This is a genomic window from Catellatospora paridis (genome assembly GCF_009720365.1).
Taxonomy (GTDB): Bacteria; Actinomycetota; Actinomycetes; order Mycobacteriales; family Micromonosporaceae; genus Catellatospora; species Catellatospora paridis.
In genome coordinates this window covers 208,735-223,861 of sequence record NZ_WBZD01000017.1, presented here as the reverse complement: position 1 = coordinate 223,861, position 15,127 = coordinate 208,735, and the positions used below count along the sequence as shown (strand labels likewise).

Genomic DNA, 15,127 nt, shown 5'->3' with positions numbered 1-15,127 from the left:
GGGCTGCGCATCGTCCGGCTGGCCAACTTCGTCACGCCCAGCTCCGGCGGCCTGCGCACCGCGCTGCGCGAGCTGGGCCGAGGGTACGCCGCGGCCGGGCACGAGCCGGTGCTGGTCGTCCCCGGCCCCGGGCACACCGACGAGCAGACGGAGCAGGGCCGCGTGATCACGCTGCCCGGCCCGGTCGCGCCGGGGCTGGGCGGCGGTTACCGGCTGCTGGTGCGCCGCAGGCCGCTGGCAGACCTGCTGGCGGAACTGGCTCCGGACCGGATCGAGGTGTCCGACCGCACCACGCTGCGCTGGACCGGTGCCTGGGCCCGCCGCCACGGCGTGCCGTCGGTGATGGTGTCGCACGAGAGCGTCGACGGCCTGCTCGGTGTCGTGAAGCTGCCCGCCGGGGTGCGCGCCCGCATCGCCGCCGGGCTCAACCGCGCCAGCGCCGCCGCGTACGACCGGATCGTCTGCACGACCGCCTGGGCCGCCGGGGAGTTCACCGGCGTCGGGGCGCACAACGTCACGCAGGTGCCGCTCGGCGTCGACCTCGACCTGTTCCACCCCGACCGCCGCGACCCGCTCGTGCGCGGCGAGCATGTGCCCGGCGGTGAGCTGCTGCTCGTCTGCTGTGTACGGCTGTCCCCGGAGAAGCGGCCCGAACGTGCCCTGACCACGCTGCGCACGCTGCTCGACCGCGGGGTTCGGGCCCGGCTCGTGATCGCGGGCGACGGGCCGCTGCGGGCCCGGTTGCAGGCCGCGGCCGCGGGGCTGCCCGTGACGTTCACCGGCTGGATCAGTGATCGGCAGCAACTGGCGGCGCTACTGGCCAGCGCGGATATGGTGCTGGCACCCGGTCCGATGGAGACGTTCGGGCTGGCCGCACTGGAGGCCCTGGCCTGCGGCACCCCGGCCGTGGTGAGCGCGTCCAGTGCCCTGCCCGCCGTGGTCGGCGACGCGGGCGTCGCGGTCGCGGGCGAGGACTTCACCGACGGGGTGCTGCGACTGCTCGACCGCGACGAACGCCACCGCCGCGATGCGGCCCGCGCCCGTGCCGAACACTTCGGCTGGGACGCCGCCGTACGCGGTTTCCTCGACGTGCACACCGCCCTCGACCCGAGCGCCGTCACCCGCACCCGCTGACCGGCCCCGGACCGGCTACGCGTCCGCGGCGGCTTGGACGAAGGCGCGGACCAGCGTCGTTTCAGCGGCGATGCGCCATACCGGTGCGTACTGCAGGATCGGTCCGTCGGTGATGGGCAGGAAGGTGATGTCGCGGCGCAGTCGGGTGGCGGCCGCGTGCGACCCGACGGGGGAAACGACGCTGCCGGCGCTGATCGCGGTGAGGGCCTCCTCGAGGGTGGCCACGGCGACGCCGCGCCGGATGGGCCGCCCGGCCGGTGTCACGGACGGGGTGTGCGCCTCCCACATGTAGTCGGGAATGGGCCCGTCCGGCCCCACCACCAGGTAATCACCGAGGTCCTCCATCTCGACCTCGTCCCGGCCGGCGAGTGGATGGTCGGGGGCGACGGCCAGCACCAGCGACTCGGTGTGCAGGTTCGGCCCGACGGTAAGGTCGGGCTCGGCGACGGGCAGCCACATCAGCCCGACGTCGATCCGGCCCGCGCGCAGCGGGCCGAAAGGGTCACTGGGCAGGATCTCGCGTATGCGCAGCTCGCATTGCGGATGCCGCTGCCGGAACAGGTGGAGGACCGCCTCGACCTGCTGATGGTCGGTGGCCATGGTGCCGAGGGTCAGGGTGCCGACCTGCCCGCGCGTGGTGGCGGTGGCCTCGTCGACGCCCGCCATGATCTCGCGGTAGCCCGCGTCGAGCCGGTCGCGCAGCCGCGCGCCGAGCGGGGTGAGCTGCACGCTGCGGCTGGTCCGCTCGAACAGGGCGCCGCCGATCCGGCGCTCCTGCTGTTTGATCGACTGGCTGACGCGCGCCTGGGACACGTGGAGGCGCTCGGCCGTACGCCCGAAGTGGAGCTCCTCGGCCAGCGTCAGGAAGATCTCGATGTCGCGCAGGTCCACCTGGCCGTCCCCCTCCGGTCACCGCGCGTCCTGATCTCGTCCTGAACCGCGCGATTCGGCAGTCTACGGCGGTGGCGACGCCCCCTCCCCGTGATGGTGACCCGGGCCACGTCGACCGTCGGCGACGCGTTCGGCCTCGAACGATAACCGGTGCTTATGCAGCGATGCGATCTTGGTCGTTGTTCCGCCCCGGCGGCCGGGCGATCGTGGGTGCCATGAACCAGCGCTCGATCGACATCGTGGCGGTGTCGGACCATCCCGGGGTGCGGTGGTGGCAGGCCGTGGCGTCCTATGGCTTCGTGGCGGGGGTGGCCGGCCTGCGTCCGAGCAGATCGCTCGGGCACGACCTGCTGCTGCCTGCGGCCCTGGCCGCGACGCCGGGCGCGGCCGAGTTGACCCTGTACGTGGAGCCGCAGTGGCGCCGTCGCGGGATCGGCTCCCGGCTGCTGGCCGCGGTCCTGGCCCAGACCTCCGAGCCACGCCTGGTCGCGGAGGTGGCCGCGGACTCGCCGGGAGAGGCGTTCTGCCTGCGGCACCACTTCCGGCACACCCTAGCCGTGCGCCATGACCTGCTCACCTACTGCGACGTGCACCGGGCGTGGCTGGGTGAGCTGGTCGACGCCGAGCACCCCGGCTACCGCCTGACCCACTGGACCGGCGACCTACCCGCCGAACTCCGGGTCGAAGAGCTGCTCCGAAGCCCGAGCCGGCCCGGTGACGCCGTGCTGACCGCCGCCGACACCGACGGCGACCTCGCGGCGTACGCCGTGGCGGTCGTCGGCGCGCCCGCCCAGCCCCGCGCCCGCCAGTACGGACCGGCCGTGCTGCCCGGCCATCGCGGGCGGTGGCTGGAGCGCTGGGTCAACGCCGCGCTGATCCAGCGGCTGCAAGAGGTCCACCCGCACCTCGAGGAGATCGAGACCGTCACCGCCGAGGACGACTCCCGCCTGCTCGCTTTGCGCGAGGACCTCGGCTTCGGCCTCCTTCGGCGGACTCGCCGCTACGAGCTCGTCTGCGACAACCGCACCGGACCAGACGACGCGCGCTGATCAGGCGAGCTCTGCCGTCAACAGCCCAAGGATCCGGCATCCATCCCGTCGGTCCGATTTCGTCACTGCATCAAAGGATCACACCACCATGTCCGTCGCGTTCACCGACCAGGCCGAGGTCACCGTACGAACCGTCGCGCACGGAGCCGTCACGCCACCGGCCCGGACGGCAGTCATGAGCATGCTCGACAAGCACACACCGGTCGAGGATGTCCGCAGCACCGTCGGCGTCGTCATCAGGATGCTCGGACCGTTCGAGGTCCGCACGGACGGCAGGGTCGCCGATGTGCCGGGCGCGCGGCTGCGCGGGTTGCTGGTCGCCCTCGCGCTCGCACCCGGTCGCGTGGTCCACAAGGCGACGCTCCTCGACTGGATCTGGGGCGGACACCCGCCCGCCGACGCGACCAACGCCCTGCACCGCCTGGTCTCCCGGTTGCGAAGGGCACTGCCGGAAGGCCTGATCGAGGGGCATACCGACGGCTACCGGCTGCGGCTGGAACCCGACGCCGTCGACGCGGTGCGCTTCGAACGCCTTATGGGCCGGGCTCGCGACGACGAGGGCCCGCAGCGCGTACGGCGGTTGCGTGCGGCCCTCTCGCTGTGGCGCGGCACCGCCATGCAGGACATCGGCCTGCCCGACAGCACGGCGTGCGACGCGGCGGTCACCCGGCTGGAGAGGCTGCACCTGACCGCCGTGGAGGACCGGTGCGACGCGGAGATCGGCCTCGGCCACGGCGCGGAGCTGGTCACCGAACTGACCGACCTGGCGACCGCGCATCCCCTGCGCGAACGGCTCGTCGCCGCACTCATGCGATCCCTGGTGGCCGCCGGACGCGACACCGAGGCGCTGCTGGTGTACCAGCGCACGCGCGATGCCCTCGCCGACGCGCTGGGCGTCGACCCGTCACCGGAACTGTCCGCACTGCACGTCGCACTGCTGCGGGGTGAACTCGGACGCCGGGAACAGACCCGGAGGACGAATCTGCGGGCCGAACTGACCAGCTTCGTCGGCAGGGACGCCGATGTCGCCGCGGTCCGCGCACTCGTCGCCGGCCATCGGCTCACCACCCTGATCGGGCCCGGCGGATCCGGCAAGACGAGGCTGGCCACGGAGACCGCGCACACGCTGCTCGGCGACCTGCCCGACGGGATCTGGCTGGTGGAGCTCGCTGCCGTCGGCACGGACGGCGACGTGGCACAGGCGACGCTCGCCGGGCTGGGCCTGCGGGACGCACCGCTCGGCGAGTCATCCGGCGCGGACCCGGCGGACCGCGTCATCGCCGCGGTCCGCGAACAGGCCATGCTGATGATCCTGGACAACTGCGAGCACGTCATCGAGTCGGCGGCGGCCTTCGCCCATCGCGTGCTCGGTGAATGCCGGCGGCTGCGGATCCTGGCGACCAGCCGGGAACCGCTCGGCATCACCGGCGAGTCACTGTGGGCGGTCGCGCCGTCGGCCCTGCCCGCCCACGACGCCACCCCCGGCGAGATCGAGTCCGCGCCGGCCGTCCGGCTGCTGCGGGACCGGGCCGGCGCGGTGTGCAAGGACCTCGCGACCGACGCCGCCACGTCGGCGACCATGGCCCGCGTCTGCCGGGCCCTGGACGGGATACCGCTGGCGATCGAACTCGCCGCGGCCCGGTTGCGCACCATGTCCCTCGACCAGCTCGCCAACCGCCTCGACGATCGGTTCCGCCTGCTGACCGGCGGCAGCCGCACCGCGCTGCCCCGGCACCGGACCCTGCGGGCGGTGATGGACTGGAGCTGGGAGCTACTCACCGAAGCCGAACGGGCGGTCCTGCGCAGGCTCTCGGTGTTCTCCGGCGGGGCGAGCCTGGAGGCGGCCGAGCGGGTCTGCGCCGGCGGCGCCATCACGACGGTCCAGGTGTTCGAGCTGCTCACCGCGCTGACCGGGAAATCGCTCGTGCTCACCGAGGGCGGCTGCGCACCGCGCTACCGGATGCTCGGCACGATCAAGGAGTACGCCCGGCAGCGGCTGGCCGAGGCAGGGGAAGCCGACCTGGCGCGCCACGCGCACCTGGCCTACTTCACCGAACTCGCCGAGACCGCGGACCAGCACCTTCGCCGCACCGAGCAGGTGACCTGGCTCGCCGCCCTCGACACCGAACACGACAACATCCATACGGCGATGCGGGGTGCGCTCGCGGCCGGCGAGGCACCTGCGGCGATGCGCCTCGCGGCGGGCGCCGGCCGGTACTGGTGGCTCGGCGGGCACCGGGCCGAGGGCCTGGAACTGATCACCGCGGCCGCTGACATGCCGGGCGAGGTGGGCGACGAGACCCGCGGCGCCGTCCACGGACTCGCCATCACCTTCGCCACCGCCGAGCGGGACGCGCACTGACGAACGGCTGGACACCGCCGCGTCACCGATCCGCATTCAGGGCCGGGTGCCGGGCTCCCGCGCGAGCGTTCGGGCGATGCGTCCGGCCCAGTCCACCACCTTGGCGTCACAGTGCGGGCAGGCGTCCACCAATACGCCGTTGCACCGGGCGCATCGCGAGCGAACCCAACGGATGCCGGCACCGGCCAGCAGGCCGACGAGGGCTGCGAGCCCGGCGGTGAGAAGGATGTCCACGAAGGCCTCCACATGGGTGTGCGAGGCCCCCGGCCGGGGTGCGAGCCGGCCGGGGGTGGTACCCCCAAGTGCCAACCTGGGCGCGCATCAGCCTATTGCGATAGGTGCGACAGGCGCAAGGTTATGTAGCGGTGAACCTGGTTCGCGTGATCAAATCGGGTTGCCAACCTGAGGAAGTCACATGCCCGTCCCCATGAGCTATACGGAGATCGCGGCGGATCTGACCGCGCGCATCCAGGCCGGCGAGTACCCGGCGGGTTCCAAGCTGCCCAGCTATAACGAGCTGGCCACGCTCTACTCCGTCCACTTCGCCACTATCGCCCGCGTGATGGCGCTGCTCCGGGACCGGGGTGTCGTGCTGGGCTCCCCTGGCCGTGGGACCTTCGTCCCCGACTGATTCCGAGCCGAAATCCGGTTGTCCGCACTGCGATGCTGATCGCGTGGGAGCCTACGAAGATCTTCTCGCTCGGGCCGAGGCCGATCCCGCCGTCCGTGGCGTGATCCTGACCGGGTCGATGGCACGCGGCATGGCCACGGTCCACTCCGATCACGATGTGATCGTGGTGGTGGACGAGCGGGCCGGACAGTGGATCCGCACCCGCAAGCAGCCCGCGCTCGACGAGATCGTGTGCACCGTCGACGAGCTGGCCGACACGTCGAACGTCTGGGAACGCTACGTCTACCGGGGCGCGCAGGTGCTGCTCGACCGGCTCGACGGGCGGATCACGGCACTCGCGCACGCGCAGGCGACGCTGACCCCGACGGAGACGACCGAATGGTCGCGGGAGTATCTCGACGGGTACGTCAACTTCATCTACCGCGCGGCGAAGAACCACCGCGACGGCCGCGTCGACCTGGCCCGCCTGGAGGAGATGGAGAGCGTCTCCTGGTGCCTGTTCACCCTGTTCGCGCTGCACGGGCGCGTGCGGCCGTACAACAAGTACCTGCGCTGGGAACTGGAGACCTACCCGCTCGGCGAGCCGTGGGACGCGGCCACGCTGCCGCTGCGCGTGGCCGACGACCCTGCCGGGCTGTTCCCCGACCTGGAGAAGCTGGCCCGCGATCGCGGCCACGGCGATGTCCTCGACGCCTGGGGCGGCGAGCTCGAGTTGCTGCGGTAATCGCCCGGGCGGTCAGCGGCTGATGTGGAAGGTCAGGTGCCTTTCGGTCTCTCCGGCGGGAACCGTGTGCACGTAGCCCTGCGCGGTGCTGTAGGCGCCGCTGCCGCCGGTGATCGGGATGTCGATCGAGGCGGCGGCCGGCAGGTGCAGCAGCGCCTGGGCGGTGATCTGCCCGTCGGGCAGGGAGAAGGTGCCCACGCACTGGAGCGCGTCCGGGCCGAGGCTGACATAGGTGCAGACGACGCTGTGGTCACCGATCTTCTTGCCGTCGCGATACACGTCTTCGAACACGGTGCGTTCGTCGCCGAGACTGGGCCCCTTCTTGCCGTGGTCGAGGGCTTCGGCTTGGGTCTGCTGGGCGACCAGCTGGATGACCTCGGTGTCGCCTGCTCCGGTCCAGGCCGAGGCGGCGACCGAAGCCAGCGGACCGGCGAACAGGGCGATGGCCAGCGCGGCGGCGGCGGCCAGCCGGCGGATATGGATCTTGGTCATGGTGGGCCTTCCTCGTTCCCCGTCTCGTACGAATACGAGCATATCCTCGTATTCGAGCGCATCCCAACATGCGTGATCAGCGCGACTCGCTAGGGTCGTAGCCGTGCCATCTCGGTCAGCCACCAGCAGAGACGCCAGTCGCGCACCTCGGACGCCCGCCAGGCCGAAGCCGCCGCCGGCCATGGACACCGCAGTGTCGCCGGACCACGATCTGGAGGACGAGGCCACCTTCCGGAGGCTCGCCTTCCTCGACTTCGACGTTAGCGGGCAGGCCGCCGACTCGGCCGAGTTCGAGCAGTGCCGGTTCACCCGCACCGGCCTGGCCCGCACCGTGCTGGACCGGGCCAACTTCACCGACTGCCTGGTGGAGAACTCGGACTGGGCGAACCTCAAGGCGACCAAGTCGGGGCTGCTGCGGGTCGAGGTGTCGCTGGCCCGGCTGACCGGCCTGCAGTGGATCGACGGCTCGCTGCGCGACGTGGCGTTCCGGGAGTGCCGGATGGACCTGGCGACGTTCCGGTTCAGCTCGTTCAAGGACGTGGCCTTCACCGACTGCAACCTGACCCGGGCCGACTTCACCAATGCCGACCTGCGCGGGGCGTCGTTCACCGGCTGCGACCTGTCCGGGGCGCAGTTCGCGCAGGCCGACTGCGCCGGAGCCCGGTTCACGCGGTGCGAGCTGGGCGGCATCGGCAGCGTGACGAGCCTCAAGGGGGCCGTGGTGAGCGCGCACGACCTCGCCGGGCTGGCGCACACCCTGGCCTCGGCGCTGGACATCACGATCGACGGGGGCTGACCGGGCGTCGCGAGCGAGCGGCAACCCGGCGGCCACGGGCGGTTGGGGGAGCCGTCGTCTGCCGTACACCGCCTGCTGGCACCCTGCCTGGGTGTTCTCCGCCATCCGGTTGCCCGACGAGACACGGCGCTGCCTCGTGCTGGGCCTCGCCGGCTCCACCGCGCTGGCGGGGGGCGGTCTCGCGGCGGGCGCGCTGCCGGTGCGCGACACGCTCGCGCCCGCGCTCGGGCTGAGCGACCTCCGGCAGCATCAGAGCGGCGGGCTGGTCTGCGCCTACTTCGGCCTGGCGCTGCTGGTCGCCGCCTGGTGGCGGCTGGGCCGGGCGGTGCGCGGCGGCGACCCGCCCTCGCCCGGCGGCCTGCTGCTCGTGCTCGCTACCTGGGCGCTGCCGCTGGTGGCGATGCCGCCGCTGTTCAGCCGCGACGTGTACAGCTACCTGGCGCAGGGCGCCATGGTCACGGCGGGGCTCGACGTGTACACGGCGGGACCGTCGGCGATGGGCGGGCCGCTGCTGGCCGAGGTGCCCGCGATCTGGCAGCACACGCCGACGCCGTACGGTCCGGCGTTCCTGTCCCTGGCCGCCGGGGTCTCCGGGTTCGCCTCGACCGATGTGCCGCTGGGCGTGTTCGGCATGCGGGCCGTGGCGCTGGCCGGGGTCGTGCTGCTCATCGTCTGCCTGCCCCGGCTGGCGCGGGCCTGCGGGGTGGACCCGGCCGCGGCGCTGTGGCTGGGCGCGCTGAACCCGCTGGTGCTGCTGCACCTGGTCAGCGGCGCGCACAACGACGCCGTCATGCTGGGCCTGCTCATCGCCGGGCTGACGGCCGCCGCGGCGCGCCGGTTCGCCCTGGCCACCATCGCGATCACCCTGGCCTGCCTGGTGAAGGCCCCGGCCGCACTCGGCCTGGTGGTCGTGGTCTGGCTCTGGCAACGCGCACTGCGGCAACCGGCAGGCCTGCCGCCGTCCCCGACGGAGCCCTCCCGTCCGCCGAACCTGGCGTCGCCCCCAAGCTCACCGGCGGAGCCGCCAGGCCGACCGGCTTTCGGCCGACGGGAGGCCACGCTGCGGGCGCTCGCGCTGACCGCCGGGCTTGCTGCGGCGACGACCGCGCTGGTGACCGCAGTGACGGGCACGGGCTACGGGTGGGTGCGTTCGCTGACGACGCCGATCTCGACGCACAACTGGTCGCTGAGCAGCACCGTCGGCCGGATCACCCGGAACCTGCTGGAGGCGGCGGGCAGCGACCTGGCCGCGTCGGCGATCCCGGCGTGGCGCTGGCTCGGGCTAGTCGCCGCGGCCGCGGCGACGCTGCTGGCGTGGCATCACCGTCGACGGCTCGGGCTGGTGTACGCCCTCGGGTTGAGCCTGACCGCGCTCGCCCTGCTCGGCCCGGCCCTGCGCCCCTGGTATCTGCTGTGGGGCCTGGTGCCGATCGCCGCGGCCGCGCCGCCGAACGGGCGGGTGCGCCGCTGGACCGCGCTCGCCTGCCTGGCGCTGACCGTGACCGTGTTCCCGAGCGGTTTCACCCCGTCCGCGGACGAGCTGGCCGCGGCGGTGGCCGGGGCGCTGCTGGCCGTGCCGGTGGTCTTCCTGTTCACGAGTGACATCGTCCCCGCACCGGTGCACCCCTACCGAGGAACGGAACCCGCCGCATGGTGAAGACCCCCCGCGCCCGCCTGCTCTGCGTGCTCGCCCTGGCCACCGCGGTCGGCCTGTTCATCGCGCTGATCCCGGGGCACCGCGGCTGGTTCGACGTGCTGGTCTACTACGGCACCGTCAACGACTGGGTGCACGAGGGCGGCGTCATCTACGACTACCTGGTGCCGGGCACCCACTACGGCTTCACGTACCCGCCGTTCGCGGCCGTGGCGATGGTCCCGATGACCCTGCTCGGCTGGCACACCGTGATCGCGGTCAACGTGGCGCTGACCGCGGTGGCCTGCGCGCTGCTGCTGTACTGGCTGGTCGACCCGATCGCCCGGGAGCAGCGGTGGCCGCGGCTGTTCACCTTCGGGATCGCCGCATGCCTGCTGGCGGCGCTGCAACCGGCCCGCGACACGGTCAGCTTCGGCCAGGTCAACCTGCTGCTCGTCGCACTGGTGCTCGCCGACGCCTGGCTGCTGACGAGCGGTCGGGGCCGCTGGGCGGGCATCGGGATCGGGCTCGCCGCCGCGATCAAGCTCACCCCCGCGATCTTCATCGTGTATCTGGTGCTGTCCGGGCGGCGGCGCGCCGCGGTGGTCGCGACCGCCACCGCCGGGGCCGCGACGCTGCTGGCCGCGCTGATCGCGCCGGGTCCGTCGTGGCGGTTCTGGACCGAGACGCTCGGCGACACCGGCCGGGTCGGCGACCTGTTCTACATCTCGAACCAGTCGCTGCGCGGGGTGATCGCACGGCTCGACCCGGACAACCCGCACCCGGTGCTCTGGCTGCTCACAGTGGCGGCGGTGCTGGCGGTATGGGCGTGGCGGGTGCGCCGGGCCGCCCGCGCCGGCGACGTCTGGGGCGGGTTCGCCCTCACCGGCCTCGCCGCCTGCCTGGTCAGCCCGGTCACCTGGGTGCACCACCTGGTCTGGGTCGTGCCCGCGCTGGTGCTGGTGATCGGCGCGGGGCTGCGCGAGCCGGACCCGTCGCGCCGCCGGCGGCTGCTGTGGTCGGCCGGGGCCGCCTACGTGATCCTGTGCAGCAGCGTGGTGTGGCTGTGGTGGTACGACTTCTCCGGTCCCGGGGGCCTGCTGGGCGGCAGCGCGTACGTCTGGATCACGCTCGGCCTGCTCGTCTTCCTGCCGCTGCGCGCGCCGACGCCCACCGTTCACCGAGCGGCGGCACCAGAGTCGATCACCGTACTCGCCGCCCGGTCATGATGCCCGCACGCCGTCCGGTCGCGGCGGCGGGCGGACGGGGCGGAGCTGATCCATGACCATCACCAGCACGATCCTGGGTCTGCTGGCGGCCGCGCTGTTCGCGGCGGCGGCGGCCCTGCAGCACCGGGTCACCCGGGCGGTCGCGCAGGCGCGCGGTGACACCGCCGGGCACTGGCTGCCGGTGCTGGGCACCGTCGCCCGCCTGCTGAGCAGCCCGGTGTGGCTGGCCGGGCTCGGCTGCAACGTGCTGGGTTTCGTGGCGCACGCCTCGGCGCTGCACACCGGCTCCATCGCCATCGTGCAGGCGCTGCTGGCGGTGCAGCTGATGTTCGCGCTGCCGATGGCGTACACCCGCACCGGCCGCCCGCCCGCGGCCCGGGACTGGCTGGGCACGGCCGCGGTCTGCGCGGGCCTGGTGGTGCTGGTGCTCGCCCGGGGCGGGGTCGAACAGACGGTACGCCGCGAGCCGCTGCCCGCCGTGCTGCTCGCCGCGATCGTCCTGGTCGCCGTGCTGCTGACGGTCGCCCGCAGCCGCGTCGGCTTCCCCGCCCGCACCCCGCTGACCGGCGTCGCCGCGGGCACCGGGTTCAGCACGACCGCCGTGCTCACCGTCGTCGTCGCCGACCAGCTCGCGACGCGCGGCCCGCTGACCGCCGCCCTGGACTGGCCGGTGTACGCGCTGGGCCTGTCCGGCCTGGTCGCGGCGGTGCTGGCGCAGGAGGCGTTCGGCAGCGGCTCGCTGCCCGCGGCGCTGACCGCGATGACCGTCGCCGACCCGGTGCTGAGCTGGCTGTGGGGCGCGCTGCTGTTCGACGAGGCCCCACCGGCGGGACTGGCGGCGCTGTGGACGCTGACCCTGGCCGGCGCCGCGATCGCGGCCGGGGTGGCGCTGCTGGCGTACTCCCCCACCCTGCGCGTCGGCGCCGCGGCCCGGCCGGGCGCCGCCGATCACGCGCCGTCGCCCGTCGAGGGCTGACGGGGCCTGGACCAGCGCACCGGACCGAGCCGGCGGGTCCACGCACCGGGCCGTGCCGAAGAGTTCCCGTGCCGTTCGCCGGAAGTACGCCCGTTGCGCGCCGCGCCGCCGCCCGCGATCGGCCACAGTTGCCGCCATGGCATGGGACCTGCACGACTACCGGCTGGTGACCGCCAGCGCGTACCCCGGCATGATGGCACCGCTGACCGAGCACCCCTCGTGTGTCTGCGTGCTGTCCGGCGACACCGACGCCGACCTGCCCGGCACCCGGGCACTGTCGCTGGAGAACCTCGACGGCGTACGCCGCCGCTGGCGCTTCGGCGACGTGGCACGGCTGGCCGACTTCGTCCCCAAGGTGCTGGCCGAGGCCCCGGCCGACGACCGGCCGATCCTGCTGGTGCCGCCGCGCGCCAGCACCGCCTGGGAGGCCGCGGCGGCGGCCTGGCCGGGCCGGGTGCGGCTGGCCGCCGGGCCGCTCGACGTGGTGGAGCGGCTCGCCGAGGACAAGGTCTACATCCGCCAGGCCCTGCAGGGCCTCGGCGTGCCGGTGCCCGAGGCGCTGACGCTCGACCCGGACGAGCTCGACTTCGCCGCCGTGGCCCGGCGGCTGGACGCGCCGTTCATCGCGCAGACCCCCAACGGCGCGGGCGGCCAGGGCACCTACCTGGTACGCGACGCGGCCGAGCTGGCCGCGGCCCGCAACGCGCACCCGCACGTCACCCGCTGGCTGCTGTCGCGCTACGCCGGGGACGTGACGATCAACGTGGCCGGGGTGGTGCATGCCGACGGCGTCCGCCTGCTGCCCGCGTCGTTGCAGATCAGCGGCATCACGCAACTCGGCTACGCGTTCGGCGGCTACTGCGGCAGCGACTTCGCCGTGCCCCGCGTCGATCCCGGCGCGCTGGCACAGGCCTACCTGCACACCGAGCGCATCGGAGGGTGGCTGGCCACGCAGGGACACCGCGGCCTGTTCGGGGCCGACATCGCGGTGTGCGGCGGCGACGTGGCGTTCCTGGAGGTCAATCCGCGTATCCAGGGCTCGTCCTGGCTGCTGAGCCGGCTGCAGGAGCGGCACGGCCTCAACCCCTGCCTGCACCAGCACCTGCAGGCGCTGCTCGGCGAACCGCTCGACCCGGCCGACGCGGCACGCCCCGTGCTGCCCACCGCGGGCAGCCACCTGCTGGTGCGCTGGACCGGGCAGGCCGGTGTGGTGCGGTCGGTGCCGCGACCCGACTCGTACGCCGGAGTCCAGGTCACCGGCCTGCCGGCGCGCGGCGTGACGCTGCTGCCGGGCGCGATCATGGCCCGCCTGGAGTCCACCGCGAGCCTGTCCGAGCCGGACGGACGCGGCCTGCTGCCCGCCACCGCGGCGCTGGTCGGCGCGCTCACCGGCGCCGTGGCCGTCGAGCCGCTGCGCTGACGGCGAAACCGTTGCGGCGCACCGCGAGCCGGTGCGCTGCCCCTGGCACTGCCTTCACTTCCCGTTAACCCGTTGTTGGCCTGTTTGCCCTGGTAGCGGCTTGCTACCAAGGAATGGTCTTGGCAGAAGACCAACCGTGGCAAGGAGTCCGTGTGCGAACCAGGGTGCTCTCCGTGATGCTGGCGGCAGTCGTGCTGCTGTCCGCCGGCTGCGACGACACGTCGGACCCGCCCGGCGGCGGGGCGCCGTACAGCAGCGATCCGAAGGTGCTGCAGCTCGTCGCCGGGTCCGAGCAGCAGTCGGTGCTGGACACGGTCGTCAAGCCGTGGTGTCGGGAGAAGGGCTACGACTGCCGGTTCACCCTCAAGGGCTCGGTGGACCAGGCGCGGCTGCTGGCCTCGGGCAACGCCGACTACGACGCGTACTGGTTCGCCAGCTCCGTCTTCTCGCAGATCGGCGACCAGGCCGGCAAGCTGTCCGACGTCAAGCCGATGTTCCTCACCCCCGTGGTGTACGCCGGATGGCGCAGCGAGATGCAGCGGCTCGGCTTCACCGGCCGCACGGACGTGGCCGTCAAGGACGTGCTCGACGCGGTCGAGTCCGGCAAGACGACGGTGTGGGTCACCAACCCGACCCAGTCCAATTCGGGCGCGACGGTGCTGTTCGGGTTCCTGAACCACTTCGCGGGCAACGGCCCCGGCCAGGCGCTCACCCAGGCCCAGCTGGACTCCCCCGCCGTCGACGCCGGCATCAGCCGGTTCATCCAGGCCATGGACGCCACGCCGCCGTCCACCGGCACGCTGATGAACGACTGTCTGGCCCGGCCCGACGCATGCCGCACCGTGTTCACCTACGAGGACCTGGTCATCGAGAAGAACCAGGAGCTGGTCAAGGCGGGCAAGGAGCCGCTGTACGCGGTGTATCCCAAGGGCGCGCTCGCGATCAGCGACGCACCGCTGGGCTTCCTGCCGCACGGCACCGACGCCGACCCGGCCAAGCGGGCACTGGTCACCGAGCTGCAGAACTACCTGCTGACCGACGCGGCGGCGAAGGCGAAACTGCTGGCGCTCGGCCGCCGCCCGGCCACCGGCATCGGCCTGACCCTGGACAACCCCGACCTGAAGGTCTTCAACCCCGACTGGGGCATCCAGGCCAACCTGCGCGAGCAGGGCATCACCTACCCGTCCGTGGCCGTGATCAAGGCGGCGCTGGACCGCTACCAGACGCACTACCGCAAGCCGGTGGACGCCTACTACTGCCTCGACGGCAGCGGCTCGATGAACGACAACAAGGGCTGGGACGGCGTACGCGACGCGGCGCACCAGATCTTCGACGCCGACCAGGCAGCGCTGAACCTGCTGCAGACCCACCCCGAGGACATCACCACGGTGACCGTCTTCAACAGCGGCATCGCCGCCGGTCCGTGGCGGGTGACCGGTAACGACGCCGGGCAGCTGCACGGGCTAACCGAGAAGATCGTCGCCCACGCACCCGGCAGCGGCACCAACATGTACGCCTGCCTCAAGCAGGCCGTGAGCGCGCTGACCGCCTCGAAGTCGGCTGCCCGCAAGAGCCTGGTCATCGTGATGTCGGACGGCATGTCGGAGGACGCCGAGCAGGCCGAGGCCGTCGCCGCGCTCAAGGCGGCCGGGGTGCCCGTGGTGGCCATCGCGTTCGGCGACGACGCCGACCCGGGTCAGCTCAAGCAGGTCGCCGAGGCCACCGGTGGCGCGTTCGTGCAGCAGAACGACCTGGTCGCGGCGCTGCGCACCGCCGCGGGTTACAAGTGA

General features: G+C 73.0%; 13 protein-coding genes and 1 pseudogene. 11 read left to right on the top strand and 3 right to left on the bottom strand.

The window, feature by feature from the left end:
• Positions 1 to 3: 3 nt before the first annotated feature.
• Positions 4 to 1,134 (top strand): glycosyltransferase, encoded by a 1,131-nt coding sequence (locus tag F9C41_RS32020; protein ID WP_230690189.1) that lies wholly within the window; start codon positions 4 to 6, stop codon positions 1,132 to 1,134.
• 15 nt (positions 1,135 to 1,149) lie between these two features.
• Here the strand turns inward: F9C41_RS32020 and F9C41_RS32015 are convergent, their stop codons facing one another.
• Complete coding sequence (locus F9C41_RS32015; RefSeq protein WP_155390539.1) at positions 1,150 to 2,025, bottom strand: LysR family transcriptional regulator; 876 nt, start codon at positions 2,023 to 2,025, stop codon at positions 1,150 to 1,152.
• A gap of 215 nt (positions 2,026 to 2,240) precedes the next feature.
• Here F9C41_RS32015 and F9C41_RS32010 point away from each other — a divergent pair, with 215 nt between their 5' ends.
• Entirely contained in the window at positions 2,241 to 3,074 is an 834-nt protein-coding gene (locus F9C41_RS32010; protein WP_196280048.1) for a GNAT family N-acetyltransferase, read from the top strand.
• 181 nt (positions 3,075 to 3,255) lie between these two features.
• A pseudogene (locus F9C41_RS32005) lies at positions 3,256 to 5,418 on the top strand (BTAD domain-containing putative transcriptional regulator); the annotation flags it as partial.
• A gap of 54 nt (positions 5,419 to 5,472) precedes the next feature.
• Here the strand turns inward: F9C41_RS32005 and F9C41_RS32000 are convergent.
• Positions 5,473 to 5,670 carry a hypothetical protein gene (locus F9C41_RS32000; protein ID WP_155390537.1) on the bottom strand — a complete coding sequence of 66 codons (198 nt, stop codon included), beginning with the start codon at positions 5,668 to 5,670 and terminating at the stop codon, positions 5,473 to 5,475.
• Between the two features lie 181 nt (positions 5,671 to 5,851).
• On the opposite strand from F9C41_RS32000, the gene F9C41_RS31995 reads away from it, so the two are divergent.
• Positions 5,852 to 6,067, top strand: a complete 216-nt coding sequence (locus tag F9C41_RS31995) for a winged helix-turn-helix domain-containing protein (protein WP_155390536.1) — start codon at positions 5,852 to 5,854, stop codon at positions 6,065 to 6,067.
• Between the two features lie 43 nt (positions 6,068 to 6,110).
• Positions 6,111 to 6,791, top strand: coding sequence for a nucleotidyltransferase domain-containing protein (locus F9C41_RS31990; protein WP_230690173.1), 681 nt, complete (start codon positions 6,111 to 6,113; stop codon positions 6,789 to 6,791).
• 12 nt (positions 6,792 to 6,803) lie between these two features.
• Here F9C41_RS31990 and F9C41_RS31985 read toward each other — a convergent pair whose 3' ends face one another.
• Entirely contained in the window at positions 6,804 to 7,283 is a 480-nt protein-coding gene (locus F9C41_RS31985) for an allene oxide cyclase barrel-like domain-containing protein (protein ID WP_155390535.1), read from the bottom strand.
• Positions 7,284 to 7,464: 181 nt separating this feature from the next.
• On the opposite strand from F9C41_RS31985, the gene F9C41_RS31980 reads away from it, so the two are divergent.
• The 6 genes from F9C41_RS31980 to F9C41_RS31955 all read left to right on the top strand — a co-directional run bounded on the left by F9C41_RS31980 (position 7,465) and on the right by F9C41_RS31955 (position 15,127).
• Positions 7,465 to 8,079, top strand: coding sequence for a pentapeptide repeat-containing protein (locus F9C41_RS31980; protein WP_155390534.1), 615 nt, complete (start codon positions 7,465 to 7,467; stop codon positions 8,077 to 8,079).
• Between the two features lie 91 nt (positions 8,080 to 8,170).
• Positions 8,171 to 9,736, top strand: a complete 1,566-nt coding sequence (gene mptB / locus F9C41_RS31975; protein WP_230690172.1) for a polyprenol phosphomannose-dependent alpha 1,6 mannosyltransferase MptB — start codon at positions 8,171 to 8,173, stop codon at positions 9,734 to 9,736.
• Positions 9,730 to 10,941 (top strand): glycosyltransferase 87 family protein, encoded by a 1,212-nt coding sequence (locus F9C41_RS31970; protein ID WP_155390533.1) that lies wholly within the window; start codon positions 9,730 to 9,732, stop codon positions 10,939 to 10,941. Before mptB ends, F9C41_RS31970 begins: the two co-directional genes overlap by 7 nt.
• Before the next feature lie 52 nt (positions 10,942 to 10,993).
• Complete coding sequence (locus F9C41_RS31965; protein WP_155390532.1) at positions 10,994 to 11,917, top strand: DMT family transporter; 924 nt, start codon at positions 10,994 to 10,996, stop codon at positions 11,915 to 11,917.
• A gap of 136 nt (positions 11,918 to 12,053) precedes the next feature.
• Entirely contained in the window at positions 12,054 to 13,337 is a 1,284-nt protein-coding gene (locus tag F9C41_RS31960) for an ATP-grasp domain-containing protein (protein ID WP_155390531.1), read from the top strand.
• Between the two features lie 152 nt (positions 13,338 to 13,489).
• Positions 13,490 to 15,127 (top strand): vWA domain-containing protein, encoded by a 1,638-nt coding sequence (locus F9C41_RS31955; RefSeq protein ID WP_230690171.1) that lies wholly within the window; start codon positions 13,490 to 13,492, stop codon positions 15,125 to 15,127.

Excerpts from the sequence above, each read along its gene's own strand:
- F9C41_RS31960 (WP_155390531.1), top strand. The coding sequence starts at position 12,054 with ATGGCATGGGACCTGCACGACTACCGGCTGGTGACCGCCAGCGCGTAC.
- F9C41_RS31970 (WP_155390533.1), top strand. The coding sequence starts at position 9,730 with ATGGTGAAGACCCCCCGCGCCCGCCTGCTCTGCGTGCTCGCCCTGGCC.
- F9C41_RS31995 (WP_155390536.1), top strand. The coding sequence starts at position 5,852 with ATGCCCGTCCCCATGAGCTATACGGAGATCGCGGCGGATCTGACCGCG.
- F9C41_RS31985 (WP_155390535.1), bottom strand. The coding sequence starts at position 7,283 with ATGACCAAGATCCATATCCGCCGGCTGGCCGCCGCCGCCGCGCTGGCC.
- F9C41_RS32010 (WP_196280048.1), top strand. The coding sequence starts at position 2,241 with ATGAACCAGCGCTCGATCGACATCGTGGCGGTGTCGGACCATCCCGGG.
- F9C41_RS31980 (WP_155390534.1), top strand. The coding sequence starts at position 7,465 with ATGGACACCGCAGTGTCGCCGGACCACGATCTGGAGGACGAGGCCACC.
- F9C41_RS31965 (WP_155390532.1), top strand. The coding sequence starts at position 10,994 with ATGACCATCACCAGCACGATCCTGGGTCTGCTGGCGGCCGCGCTGTTC.